General features: G+C 65.2%; 2 protein-coding genes. Both read right to left on the bottom strand.

All coding sequences use genetic code 11. From position 1 onward, the window contains the following. The coding region (locus E8F11_RS02525; protein WP_280287236.1) for a transposase at nucleotides 1-676 on the bottom strand (676 nt) is incomplete at its 3' end. Nucleotides 677-1,254: 578 nt separating this feature from the next. Further along, entirely contained in the window at nucleotides 1,255-13,620 is a 12,366-nt protein-coding gene (locus E8F11_RS02520; protein WP_280287235.1) for a filamentous hemagglutinin N-terminal domain-containing protein, read from the bottom strand. Nucleotides 13,621-13,635 lie beyond the last annotated feature (15 nt).

The following is a 13,635-nucleotide window of genomic DNA, read 5'->3' as shown; positions in this document are numbered from 1 at the left end:
GCCCCTGCTTGCGCCGTTCAATCCGTACGCCCGCAATACGCTCAACCTCATCCACGAAGTGGTTGTTCCCCGTCAGTTGGCCGCGTTGAATGGCCTCTCGAATCAGGTTCAGTTCCTCTGCGGGCACTGCTTGCCTGACGAACTCGGCATACCGGCGGCGCCGTGCGTTATCCGTAGCGCCGAGCGCGTTGAAACACGGGTCGTCGTCCAACCAGCTCTGCTCAGGTGCGCTCCCAACACGCAGGGCATAACTGGACCAGAGATAATCCGATGCCTCAGCCACCATGCACGCCCGCACCGGGTTCAGTTCGATGTAACGACTGCAGGCCAGCAAGTAGGCATCGGACTGCACGATGCTCGACTTGAAGCGGCTTTCCCACAAAGTGCCGGAACGGCCTTCCAAACGATTGCGGTAGCGCGTTGCGCGGGCCGCCAAGGTCTTCATCAACTGGCTGAGCCCTGCCAGCGAATCATCCGGGGCCAGCAGCAGGTGCACATGGTTGGTCATCAGGCAGTACGCATAGACCTTGACCCCGAAGGCATCCTTCAACTCGCGCAGGTCGGACAGGTAGCGCTCGAAATCAGCGTCCTCGGCGAACACGACCTGCCGGTTATGGCCACGCTGGACAATGTGATGTGGATAATTTGGCAATAAAACTCGCCCGACCCTGGGCATGGCTGCTCCCTCTACGAATCCCTAAATCCTACAGACCCACCCTGGATAAAAATTAGAGTAGGGAAAATAAATCTGTCCCCTTTTCCATGAAAAATTAGAGTAGGAAAAATAAATCTGTCCCCTTTTCCCGGTCGGAAAAATAAATCTGTCCCCTTTTCCCGGTCCCCTTTTCCCGTCCGCCCGACCCTGGGCATGGCTTCTCCCTCCATGAAGACCTAGAACCTGCTCTCCCCTCCTAAGGAATTAGAGTAGGAAAAATAAATCCCCTTTTCACGCATTCACGCTGTCCCCTTTTCCGCTTTTTCCGCTTCCTTTTCCGCTTTTCCGGTCAATTTGTCTCCTTTTCGCTTACATGGATCTAATCTCTAAAATTAACTCCAAGAATTCAGCCTCGCTCAATTCAAACTCCTTCCCCTCTTCCATTGCCATTAAAACAAGCAAGGCCCGATCCAGGGACGACGGAAGCTCCAAGCCATGCTCTTGATATATCTCGAACGCAACCTTCGATATCTTGTTCACGTCAAAGCCGTCAACTAATGTTTTTTCGAGTTCCAGAACCAGATCATTTTTTGAGAACATTACTTCCAACTCTCCAGTTCAGCACCTGTTGGAGGATAATGCTGAGCACTAACCGGCTGCCCATTTATGCTTTTGGGGTGGACACGTATTACTGCCCCTGAATGGTCGTAGCTTTCCATCCACTGCCGAGTAGAGCCAGTCGATGGATTGTACTCCGTTACGAACGACGCCCCCCGTGTGGTGCCTTCTGTTCGTGCAGGAACCTCTTGCGTGTAATAGCGAATCCGACCATCCGGGAGAGCTCTCGTAACAGCCGCTGTCTGTTGCGCTTTCTGAAGTCCGGAGAGCTTAGCTTTCAAAGCAGCTTGCGCATTAATGCTTGCCGCTTCGGAGGAAGATGTTACGGTCCCTTTTGAACCGTCCGCAGCCTTGACCTTAGCCCAGTACTCATAGGCCTTCTTGACCTGAGCCGAGCCAACAGTCGGATTGCTACCCGCAGGGCGAGCAGCGCTGCTACCGGGACGAGAGCCAGCTACCCCGCCGGCAACGCCGCCGATGACTCCAAGGATCGGCTCCCACTCCCCCACCACATCGGCCAAGTGAGCATAACTGGTCAGCGCGCGGTCAATGAGCGTGAACTTGTAGTTCTCGCAGGTCGTCGTGGCACAACTCATTGAGCCCAAGACTTCAAGGCCAGCACCTATCCGCCCCATCTGGTCTTTTGCCCAAACAGCACCGCCTGTAGCTAGGGCTTCGTCGAAGTTGGCTTGGCTCAGTTGGCCAAACCCACTGGCGGCGTCCTCCCATTTCTTGCGCTGACAACCCTCATCACTGCCGCATTCCTTCATGCTGGCTTCGAAGTCTTTCGAGTCGCTGTGATCCAGGTAGTTGTACTGCGTAGCGTTCTGCGCCACCCAGGCGCCTTTCTCCAAATCGCCATCCACCGCCGCAGCCGCGACCAGCCCCACTAACTGCGAGGACATGGTCAGCAACGCCGGGTCGCTCTTCACCAGTGCATCAAGTTGCACCACCAAGGCTTCGTTGGCCCCCGCCGCCATGGCGCCGGTCTTGAAGTCGCCGCCGGTGGCCTCGCTAAGTAGTCCGCCGACCATGGCGTGGATGGCGATTTTCTGCGGGCTTCCCTCCACCCACTTGTCTTCGGTGAAGTCGCCCACCGCGTTGAAGGCCGCTGCCGCCAGGGTGTTGTAGAGGGCGGATTGCAGGGCCTCCTTGAACGACGGATCACGCCCCATCAGCTGGTTCAGTGCCGCGGCCGTGCCGCTCTGGGCCAACTGGTTGCCGGCGAACTTGCCGATGCCCTCCATCGTGCTCAGGTCGACCTTGCCCACCTTGTCGGTGAGGGTGTTGGTCTCAGTCCCGAACAGCTTGTCGAAAAGGTCAGCGGTCAAGCCTGCCGTTACACCGGATACGACATAGTCCTTCAGGCTCTCCTTCGAGGTGACATCCTTGAGGGCAGCGCCCAGGTCCCCCTGGTTGTTAATGGCACTCACCGTGCCTTTGGTAGCGGCAGTCGCCGCGACCGCACCGGCGCCAGCAGCAACTCCGGCACTTGCACCAGCAGTCCCAGCCGCACTTGCGGCCGCTGGCCCCACAACGGCCGCCATGACGATGGCAATCGCCAGTTGCGCCCCCGCCCCCAACCCCGAATGGCTGTACTTGAAGCTGTCATGCACCTCCTTCACCCGCTGCCAGTCCACATCCCCGCGCTGTTCCAGATCCTTGATCCAGGCCAGGTTGGGGTCGGCCTGCACCATCGCGTCGATGGTCTGGCTGACGGTCTGCTGGTCGATGTGCTTGAGGTCGACTTTCAGGCCGTCCACGGCCTGGATGGCGATCTCGCCCTGGGCGATGAGTTCGCTCTGGCGCAGCGTCTCGTCGGTGCTGCCCTTGCCCTTGGCGCTGGTCCAGGCCAGGTCGCCCTTGCTCATCTCATGGCTTTCCTGGTGCAGGTCCTTCACCGCTTCGAAGGCGATTTCGCCGCCGCTGTCCAGGGTCAGGTCGGCGCCGGATTCCAGCTTGGCCTTCTGGTAGCGCTGGTCGCCTTCGCTGACCAGGATGAGGTCGCCGCCGGTGGTGATCTCGCTGCCAACGTGACGAATGTCGGTGACTTCATCACGCTGGGTCTTCTTGCTGCCGAAGCTGCCCTTTTTCTTCTTGTCGTAGAGGCTGGAGTCGCTGTCTTCGGCCGCCAGCAGGCTGAGGTCACGGCCGGCGTAGAGGTAGGCGTCGTCGCCGGCCTCCAGGCGGCTGGCGGTGACGGTCAGGTCTCCGCCGCTGATGACACTGAGGTCACCGCCGGCGGTTATATCGCTGCCCTGCTGGCGAACCTGGTCCTTCTGGATATCGAGCTTCTTGCCGCCGCCCTTGTAGTGGTACTCGTAGTGGTTTTCGTCGGCCGCCGAGCCGATATCGAGATCGCGCCCGGCCGCCAGGTCGATGTCACCGCCGGCCCCCACACGGCTGGCGATTAGCGCCAGGTCGCGCCCGGCCTCGATCTTGAGATCGCCACCAATCTGCACCTCGCTGGTGTGCTGGGTGATGTCGGTCTCGTTCCAGCGCGACTTCTTGGCGCGGCCTTCGGCGGTATCCACCTCGGTGGCGGAGCTGATGAGCAGGTCGCGACCGGCGCTGAAGCTGGCATTGCCGCCAGCGCTCAGGACGCTGCCGATATTGGCGAGATCGCGCCCGGCAGAGAGGCTCATGCTGTTGCCGGCCTCGATCCGGGCAGCGTTGTCCATGACGCTGTCCTGACGTGTGGTGGGCCCGACATACAGCAGGGAGCCCTGGCTGCGTTCATTGATGATGTCGCCGGTCAGGGCGATGGCGCTGACATCGCGCCCTTTGATGATGCCGCCCTGGGCGTTGCGGATGCTGTCGGTGGCCAGCAGGTCGAGGCGATTACCGGCTTCCATCAGGCCGCTGTTGGCGATGTTGCCGGCGGTGGCACTGAGGTTGTTGCTGGCGCGCAGGGTGCCCTGGTTGGTCAGGTCGCCGCCGGAAATCAATGCGACGTCCTTGCCCTGGATCAGCGCGCCAGTGGGGGCGAGCCGGCCGTCGGCCTGGGCCAGGTAGAGCACCGGCACCAGCACCTTCTCACCGTTCACCTCGTGCTCTTCGAGCCAGACGATGTCGTGGGTCAGCGCCGCTACCTGGGCGGCGGACAGGCTCACCCCGACACTCAGGCCGAGCTGCTGCTTGCTGGCAATGGCGTTGTCCATCAGGAAGCGGAACATCGCCTCGTCGCTGGTCAGGCCTTCGAGGAAGCGCTGGCCGGTACGGGCGGCGATGGCCTCGCGGACCAGGCGCTGCTCGTAGAGGCCGTCACCGAGGCGTTTCTGCGTCTGGTCCGGGTCGTAGCCGAGGTTGCCGAGCAGGTAGTCGGAGCTGAGGAACTGCTTGAGGTTGGTGAGCTCCGGGTTGGTTTCGATCAGGTATTTGTGCGGTTTGGGCTGGACGCTGTTGGCCGGCAGACCCTGGACACGGGCGATGCTCTGGTCCTGCGGCTGGCTACCGCCGCTGGGCCGCTGCTCCGCGATACCGCCGCCCAGGCTGGTGCCGCCGGCAGTGCTGGAGCGATCAGGTACCCCGAAATCGGAAGGTGCGGCGCCCACCTCGACCTGGATGGCGCCGACGCCAGCGCCCTCGGCCTGTAGGCGATCACCCAGTTCCAGCTGACGGCCGCCGATGACCGTCTGTCCGGCGTCATTGACCTGCACCTGGCGCGCCTGGGTATCGGTCAGCACCTGCTCGCGTTCGGCCAGGCCGATGCTGGCGCCACCCAGGGTCCAGCTCTGCGGGCCTTGCGCGTCCCGGTCTGCCTGGGCATCGCTGGCTAGGGTACTGCTGAGCCGGAACAGGCCGTTGGAACCCGTGGGGATGCTGAAGCCTGGCAGGGCCAGCGGGTTGACCTGCTGCTGGGCGAGATCTGGTGGCAGCTGGGCATTGATATGAATCACGGTACCACCAGTACCCGGGCCTACCGAGGTGTCGGACACCCTATTGCTACCACCCGCGTAGGCGACATTGCTTCGGCTGACGCCGTTGCCCAGGCTGCTGGACGCATTGATGGCAACGTTGCCGCCGGCCTGGACGATGGCGTTCGCCGCCACGCCGGTGTTGAGAGTGGTCTCGGAAGAGCTGGCCAGGATATAGCTGTAGAAGCGATCGGGTATTCCGTGCTCGAAGCCGGGATTGAAGTTCGGATTGGGTTTACTGGTTACCTGTTCTTCAGTACGGAAAATGATCTCGACTGGCTCCCGGCCTCCAACGATCTTCGTGTACTGGTGGACGTACCTCGAGTTGTACTTGTTGTATTCCGCCAATTGCCCGTTGATGAGTCCGTAAAACACCGAAGAAGGCTCGGTATCGTCGGTTTTGCGGAAAGTTCGGGAGCGGATGACGCTCTCCGTTGCAGCACCTTCGTTGTTGAAGGTTCCAGTGTTGATCGTGATGTTGCCGGCAGCCGAGACCAGGCTGTGCTGGTTGCTGAAGCTGCCGGAGGAAACGTTGAGGTTGTTGCCTGCCGCAATGGTCGAGGCCGCCGAGTCAGCGGTCACCGTGCGCTCGATTTCTTCATTGACGAAGTAGTCGAGGTCGTAGTGTTTCCCCTTGCAGTTGTAGCAGTGGAAGGTGATGGAGCCGGCAACCAGTCGCTCGGACACGGAGAAGGAGTCTTTGCGGTTGACGATGGTGGCCGCCGCCAGGCTCATGTCGCGGGCGCTTTCCAGGGTCGCGGAGATGTTTTCCAGCAGGGTGCTGCGCGCGCCCGCATCGTTGGCGGCGATATCCAGCGCGCCGAGGCTGTACACATCCGCATAGCGGTTGGTGAAGCTGCCCACCCGCAGTGCCATGTCGCTGCCGCTGAAGATCAGGCCGTTCTGGTTGAGCAGGTTCGGCGTCACCAGCCGCAGCGCCTGGGCGCTGCCCAGGCTGCCGTAGTTGTTCAGCTGTCCGGCGTTGACCATCAGGCCGCTGGCGGAGGTGATCACCCCGCTGTTGCCAAGCAGGCCACCCACGCTGAGGGTGGTGCTGCCACCGCCAGAGATGCGGCCGGCCGTGGGCAGGGTCAGCTGGGCGGCGCCCAGACCGAGGTCGCCCAGGCTGGTCACCCGCCCGCTGCCGCTGTAGCTGCCGCTGAGGGCGAGGCTGAGTGCGCCGTCGCTGGCGATCAGGCCGTCGTTGCTCCAGTTCCCGCCGGTGCCGGTGAAGCTGCTTGCGGCCAGCAGCTGGCCGCTGGCGGTCTGGGTGAACTGGCCGACGTTCACCGTCAGGCGGCCGGCCTGGATGACGGTGCTGTTGGTCCAGCTGTCGGCATTGAGGGTCAGGCCGCCTTGAGTGGCGATGCTGCCACCGGCGTTGACCACATTGGGCAGGGCGATGTCGAAGGCGCCGCTGCCGACATGCAGCAGTGTGCCGCCGACGTTGAGGAAGCTCCCCGCCACCAGGCCGAAGTCGCTGTTGGCGGTTTCCAGGGTGCCATCGCGGTTGTCCAGCAAGCCCTGCACGGTGAGCTGGGTGCGGCCGCTGGAAGCCAGGGAACGCAACTGGCCGCCACGGTTGTCCACGGAGGCGGCGGCCAGGGTCAGGCTGCTGTCGCTTTCGATGATGCCGGCCTGGTTGTCCAGCGCGCCGGCCAAACTGAAGTCCACCGTGCCGGCGGCGATCTGCCCGGCGTTGGTCAGGTGGTTGCCGCTGAGTTTGAGCAACTGCTTGGCAAAGAGCGCGCCCTGGCTGTTGTCCAGGCTGGCCACGCTCAACAGGGCGTGGCCGGAGAGGGCCGAGAGGTGCCCACCCTGGTTGGCCACGACGGTGGCCGTCAGGTCCAGAGACTGCCCCTGGACCACGCCGCCCTGGCCGTTGTCGAGCCAGCCGCTCAGGCGGGCCTTGACCCAGCCGTCCAGGCTGGCGAGGGTGCCGCCGCGGTTGTCCAGGTTGCCGGTGCGGATCTCCAGGTTTCCGGCCTGGCTGATCGCCCGTCCACCGAGGTTGAAGTAGTCCCCGCTGGCGATCTCCAGATCGCCCTTGGCCTGGAGGGCGCCCAGGCCGTTGTCCAGGCTGGCGGACTCGATGCGCACGCCGGCATCTCGGCTGAAGATGAGGCCGTCGTTGTCGTTCTGCACCGCGCCGGTCGCCGTCAGCAGCAGGGCGCCATTGGCGGCGATGGTGCCGTGATTGCGGTTGTCCAGACCGCCGGTGAGCAGGGTCAGCAGGCCCTGGCTGACGATCTGGCCGCCCTGGTTGTCGACCTGGCTGGCCCCCTGCAGCAGGAGCGGCCCCACGCTGGCGAGCTTGCCGTCGGCGTTGGCGAGGGAGCCGAGGAGGTCCAGCGTGACGGCACCATTGCCGGCAATGGTGCCGCCGCTGTTGTCGAGGTCGGTGGTACGCAGGCCCAGCGCCTGTTGCGCCTGCACCGTACCGGCGGCGTTGTTCAGGCTGGCGGCCTTCAGGGTCAATTTCGCGCCGCTGTCGATCTGCCCGCCCGCGCTGTTGTCCAGCAGGGTGGCGACATCTATCTGCTGGTCACCGCCGCTGGTGAGGATTCCCTTGTTGCTGTTGTCCAGGCTGGCGGCCTTGAGGTCCAGGCGGCCGTGGCTGGCCAGGGCGCCTTCGCCGCTGTTCTGCAGCGTGCCGCTCAAGGTAACGGACAGATCGCCGCCACGGCTGGAGAGGGTGCCGAGGTTGCGGTTGTCGAGGCTCTGGCCGCTGACGCTGAGACCCTGCCAGCCGGAGAGCAGCCCGCCCTGGTTGCGCAGCTGCGCGCCATTGACGCCGAGCTGGCCGCTGCTGATCAGCTTGCCGCCGCTGTTGTCCAGGTCGCGCAGGACGAGGACGAAGCTCTCGCTGCTGCTGATCTCGCCGCCCTGGTTGGCCAGGTCGCGCAGGCGCTGGAGGCTGAGCGGGCCCTGGGCGAGGATCAGGCCGCCCTGGTTGTCCAGGTCGCCACCGTTGAGGTCGAGAGTGAGGCCGGAGGCGCCGATCAGCCGCCCCTGGCGCTGGATCAGCCGGTCGAGGAACAGGCCCAGCGGGCCCTTGGCGGAGACTTCGCCACCCTGGCTGGAATCCAGTGTCCCGGCCTGCAGGTCGAGGCCGCCCTGGCTGTTGATCAGGCCGTTGTCACGGTTGTCGACGGACTGGGCGCGCAGATCGAGGGCTCTGCCGGCCAGCAGGCTGCCGCCGCGGTTGTCGATGCTGCCGGCCTTCAGGGTGAGCCGCTGGGTGGCATTGATCAGGCCCTGCTGGTCGTTGGCCAGAGCGCCAGCAATGTCGACCCGGGTGGTGCTGCGGCTGGTCAGGGTGCCGCCGCCGTTGGTCAGGCTGGCGGCCGCGACGTCGAGGCTGGCGGCGGCAATCAGGCCCTTGAGGTTGGCCAGCGCCTGGTCGATGCGCAGGCTCAGGGCCTGGGCGCTGAGCAGCTTGCCGCCGGCGTTGTCGAGGTTGCGCGCGGCCAGGGTGAAGGCCTGCTGGCTGGATATCTCGCCGCCCTGGTTATTGATATTGCCGAGGCGCTTCAGCAGAAGCTGGCCGGGGGCGTTGATCAGGCCGCCGACGTTGTTCAGGTCACCGCCCTGAAGGTCGAGGCTGAGGCCAGCATTGCTGAACAGCTGGCCGCCCTTCTGCGCCAGGCCGCTGGCGCTGACGCTGAGGGTCTGCTGGCTGCCGATGCGGCCGCCGTGGTTGATGAGTTCGCCCGCGGCCAGGTCCAGGGCATCGGCGCTGGTCAGCTGCCCCTGGCTGTTGTCGAGGCGGCCGGTGGTGAGCTGGGTCTTGCCCTTGGCGGACAGCACGCCCTGACGGTTGCTCAGGCTGTCGCTGGCCAGCGTCAAGGTGTTGTCCGTCAGCAGTTGGCCGCCGTCGTTGCCCAGCGCGCCACGGCTGAGGATGTCCAGGGCACCCGCGCTGGAAATGCTGCCGCCGCTGTTGTCCAGGCTGCCGGCCGCGAGGTCGAGACGACCTTCGCTGTTGATCAGGCCCTGACCATTGGTCAACGCCTGCTGCAGGGTGATGGCCACAGCCTGCTGGCTGAGCAGGCGGCCGCCGCTGTTGTCCAGGCTGCGGCCTGTCAGGTCTACCCCGGCCTTGCCGGAAATCAGGCCCTTGGCGCGGTTGATCACATGCTCGACGGCAACACCCAGGCGGGTGCCAGCCAGCAGCCGGCCTTCATCGCTGTTATCGAGCTGCCCGCCGACGATCTGGACAGCCTCCTGGCTGGAAATCTCGCCACCACGGTTGTCGATGTTCTCGATATCGAGGGACAGGCCCCGGGTGGCGCCGACCAGGCCATTGGCGCTGTTGTCGAGGCGCTGGCCATTCAGATTCAGGGCGCCTTGAGCGATCAGTAGTCCGCCGCGCTGGTCGAGGGTACTGACGGTTGCCTGGACATCCGCCTTGCCGGCGATTTCGCCGACGCGGTTGTCCAGCGTGCTGGCGGTCAGGACGAGCTTGCCGTTTGCCGCCACGGCGCCACTCTGGTTGTCGAAGTGGCCGGTCACCGCGAGCGTGTGAAGGTCGCGACTGTTGAGCAGCCCTTCGCGGTTGTCCAGGCTGCCGGCACGCAGGTCCAGCCCCTTGGCGGAGAGCGTCCCTTTGACGTTATCCAGGGCCTGGGCGATGCGCAGCACCAGCGCCTGGTTGCTGAGTAGTTTGCCGCCAGCGTTGTCGAGTTGGCGCGCGGCCAGGGTGAAGCCCTGCTGGCTGGAAATTTCACCGCCACGGTTGATGACCTGTCCCAGGTTCTGCAGCAGGAGCCGGCCAGGGCTGTTGATCAGGCCGCCGCTGCTGTTGTTCAACAGGCCCTGTTGCAGGTCGAGGCTGAGGTCGGCCTTGCTGAACAGCTCGCCACCGTCGTGCTGGTCCAGGCCGGTGACCTTGGCGGTCAGGCCCTGGCCGCCGGCGATGCGGCCCGTGGCGCTGTTGTCGACCTGGCCGGCGTCCAGGTTCAGGGTGCCGGCGGTGGTGAGCTTGCCGCCCTGGCGGTTGTTCAGCGCACCGGTGTCGATGCGTGCGTCGCCCTTGGCGCTGAGTACGCCCGCCTCGCTGTTGTCGAGGCTGGCACTGGCCACACCGAGGTTGCCGTCGCTGACGATGGAGCCGCCCTTGTTATCAAGTTGTCCAGCGCTGACCAGCCCCAGGTCGGCGGCGCTGGAGAGGGCGCCACCCTGGTTGTCGATCCGGCTGGCCTGGAGCTCAAGGGTGCCCTCGCTGCTGATCAGGCCCTGGCGATTGACCAGTTCGCCTTCCAGCCCACCGGCCTTGGGCGCCAGAGCGACGACCAGCGATGTGGCGCTGCCCAGGGTGCCGCCGCTGTTGTCCAGGCCGTGGGCGTCGAGGGTGGTGGCATGACGGCCGAAGATCAGGCCCTTCGCCTGGTTGATCACACGATCCACGGCGAGGGCCAGTTGGTTGCCGGCCAACAGCTTGCCGCCGCTGTTGTCGAGGCGCTGGCCTTTGATGCTGACGCCAATCTGGCTGGACAGCTCGCCGCCACGATTGTCGATATCGCCAACCTCGAGCTTCAGCGCTTTTGTGCTGCCCACCAGACCTCCCTGGCGGTTGTCCAGGGCGCGGGCCTGAAACTGAAGGGTGCCTTGGGCGACCAGTTCACCGCCCTGCTGCGCCAGGGTACCGAGCGTCGCGCTCAGGTCGCCCTGACTGGCGATACGGCCCTGGGCGTTCTGCACCTCCTCGGTCTCAAGAGACAGAGGACCGGCTGCGGTGATGTGGCCACCCTGGTTGTCCAGGCGCTGGCCCTGATAGGTGAGGCCGGCCTTGCTGCTGATCGCCCCCTGCTGGCGGTTGTCCAGCTGGTTCGCCCGGAGCACCAGCGGACCATTCGCCGCGAGCCTGCCAGCTCGATTGTCCAGTTGCTGGGCGGTAATCGTGACCGGCCCCTGGCCACTGACCTGGCCGGCGCGGTTATCCAGGCGCACGGCCTGGATCGCCAGGGGGCCCTTTGCGAGCAGGCTGCCTTGCTCCTGGTTGTCGAGCTGGTCGCTGATACGAGCGTTCAGTGCTCCGTCCGCCACCAGGGTGCCTCGACGGTTGTCGACACTGGCGGCCTGCAGTTCGAGGTCACGCCCGGTGCCGAGCGTGCCACCCTGGTTATCCAGCGCACCGCTCAAGGACACCACCAGGCCGTCGTCGCCCAACAGGTCGCCGCCCTGGTTGTCCAGGCTGGCGGCTTCCAGCCGAGTGGCACCACCGCTGGAAATCTCACCACCGCGGTTGCCGGCCTGGCCGGCAACCTTCAGCAGTAGGTCGCCGGTGCCGGTCAGCAGGCCGCCGCCGTTGTCCAGGGAGGCGCTGCGAACATCGAGCGCAGCGGCGGAAATCATTCCCTTGAGGTTGTGTAGCGCCTGATCGATGCGCAGTGTCAGGGCCTGGGCACTGAGCAGCTTGCCGCTGGCGTTGTCGAGGCTGCGCGCGACCAGGGTGAAGGCCTGTTGGCTGGAGATTTCGCCACCCTGGTTGCGGACATCGCCCAGGTTCTTCAGCAGCAGTCGACCGGGAGCGTTGAGCAGGCCGCCGCTGTTATTCAACGTGCCGCCGTTGAGGTCCAGGTCGAGGTCGGAGTTGCTGTACACCTTGCCGCCACCCTGCTGGTCCAGCCCGGCGACGCTGGCCGTCAGCTTGCCATTGCTGGCGATCCGACCTGCATCGCGGTTATCCACAGGGCCGGCTTGCAGATCCAGGGTCGAGCCGCTGGTGAGCTGACCGGTGCGGTTATCCAGGGAGCCCGCCTGAACCCTGGCGGCGCCATTGGCGCCAATCCGGCCCTGATCGTGGTTGTCGAGTTTGCCCGCCACCTGCACATCAAGGCCGCCCTGGCTGCTGACATTGCCCTGCTGGCTGTTATCCAGGCTCTCGGCCTTGACCTGCAGCTGCTGGTTGGCGCCGAGGCTGCCGCCCTGGTTGTTCACCGCGCCACTGGCTTCCAGCTGCAGCGTCTGCTCGCCGATGATCTTGCCGCTGCGGTTGTCGACGCTACCGGCCTGAACTCTGGCGCTGCTCTGGCTGAAGACCTCGCCGTTGCGGTTGTCCAGGTGACCGAGCTGCGCCGCGAGCGGGCCGGTGCTGCTCACCAGCCCGGCCTGGTTGTCCAGTTCGCCGGCGCTGAGCGCCATGTCGCCCTTGGCCAGGAGCCGGCCGCTGCGGTTGTCCAGCTTGCCGGCAGAGACGCGGGCATTGCCCTGGGCGCTGAGGGTGCCGCCCTGGTTGTCCAAGGTCTGGCTGGCGCTGACCTCGAGGGCGCGGTTGGCCACCAGGCTGCCGGCGTTGCGCACTTCCCGTGCCCGCACCTGCACGTCGCCGCCGCTGCTGCGGCTGTTGTCCGGGTTGACCCCGGCCTCGACCACCCCCTGGTTGACCGCGCGCCCGCCGCTGTTCAGGCGCACGGCGTCCTTCGCCACCAGGCTCTGGCGGATGGTCAGGTCGCCCTGGGTCTCCAGCACGGCGCTGCCGCCGGCATAGGCCTTGCCGGCCAGTTCGGCGCCCTGTGCCTTCACCCGCAAGTCGCCACGGGCTGCGGTCTGCGCCAGGGTCAACTGACCATTGGCGTCGATCAGGATGTCGCCGGCGCTGGCGGCCAGGTTCCCAGCCAGCTTCACCCCGACCCCGGCTTCGGTGCCCACCAGGTGGATGGCCCCGGCATACATGCCGCCCAGCGCCGAGCTGTCGATAGCCAAGCCAGGCTTGGCACTGCCGTCATCGGCACGCGGGGTGGCGGCCAGGCTATCGGCCTGCACGTCGTTGCGCCCGGCCACGATGGTCAGGTCGCGGGCGTGGAGTTCGGCATTCAGCCGGGCGCTGCGGGTGATCAGCTCGAACTGGTCGACATTGCCGGCATTGAGGCCGGCGCCTTCGAGGGTGATATCGCCGCCGTCCACCTGGAAGCGCTCGAGCCGCCCGCCTTCGAGCACCGGCGTGCCGGTGCTCAGGGTGGCGCGCGGGGTGTTGATGAAGCCGCAGCCGTTGCAGGTGAGGCCATGGGGGTTGGCGACTATGACCCGCGCGGACTGGCCGGCGACTTCGGTATAGCCGGCCAACTGGCTGCGGTTGCCACCGGTGACTTCGTTGAGGATGGTGCCGGCGGCGTGGCCCTGGAGGTTGGGGTTGCCGAGGATCAGGCCACCCAGCTGGGTGGCCTGGGTCCGGTCGGTGGCGTTGTTGAGGATCAGGCCCTGCTGGCCGACGTTGTACTCGCTGAACTTGTTGTGGGACAGCCCGCTGCCGTTGGGAGTGGCGATGTTGACCACCGGCACGCCGTTACCGGCCTGACCCAATTGGGTGTTGCCGCTGGCGGAGCCATCCACCGCCAGCTGCGCGGCGGTGGCGACGATCGGGTCGAGGAAGAGGATGCCGATCAGGACCAGGGCGATGTTCTGGAAGAAGGGGCTGCGGGTATCCATGCTGCGGGACTCCTG

Source organism: Pseudomonas sp. BN417 (genome assembly GCF_029871205.1).
Classification (GTDB): domain Bacteria; phylum Pseudomonadota; class Gammaproteobacteria; order Pseudomonadales; family Pseudomonadaceae; genus Metapseudomonas.
This window is presented reverse-complemented; position numbering and strand designations above follow the sequence as displayed.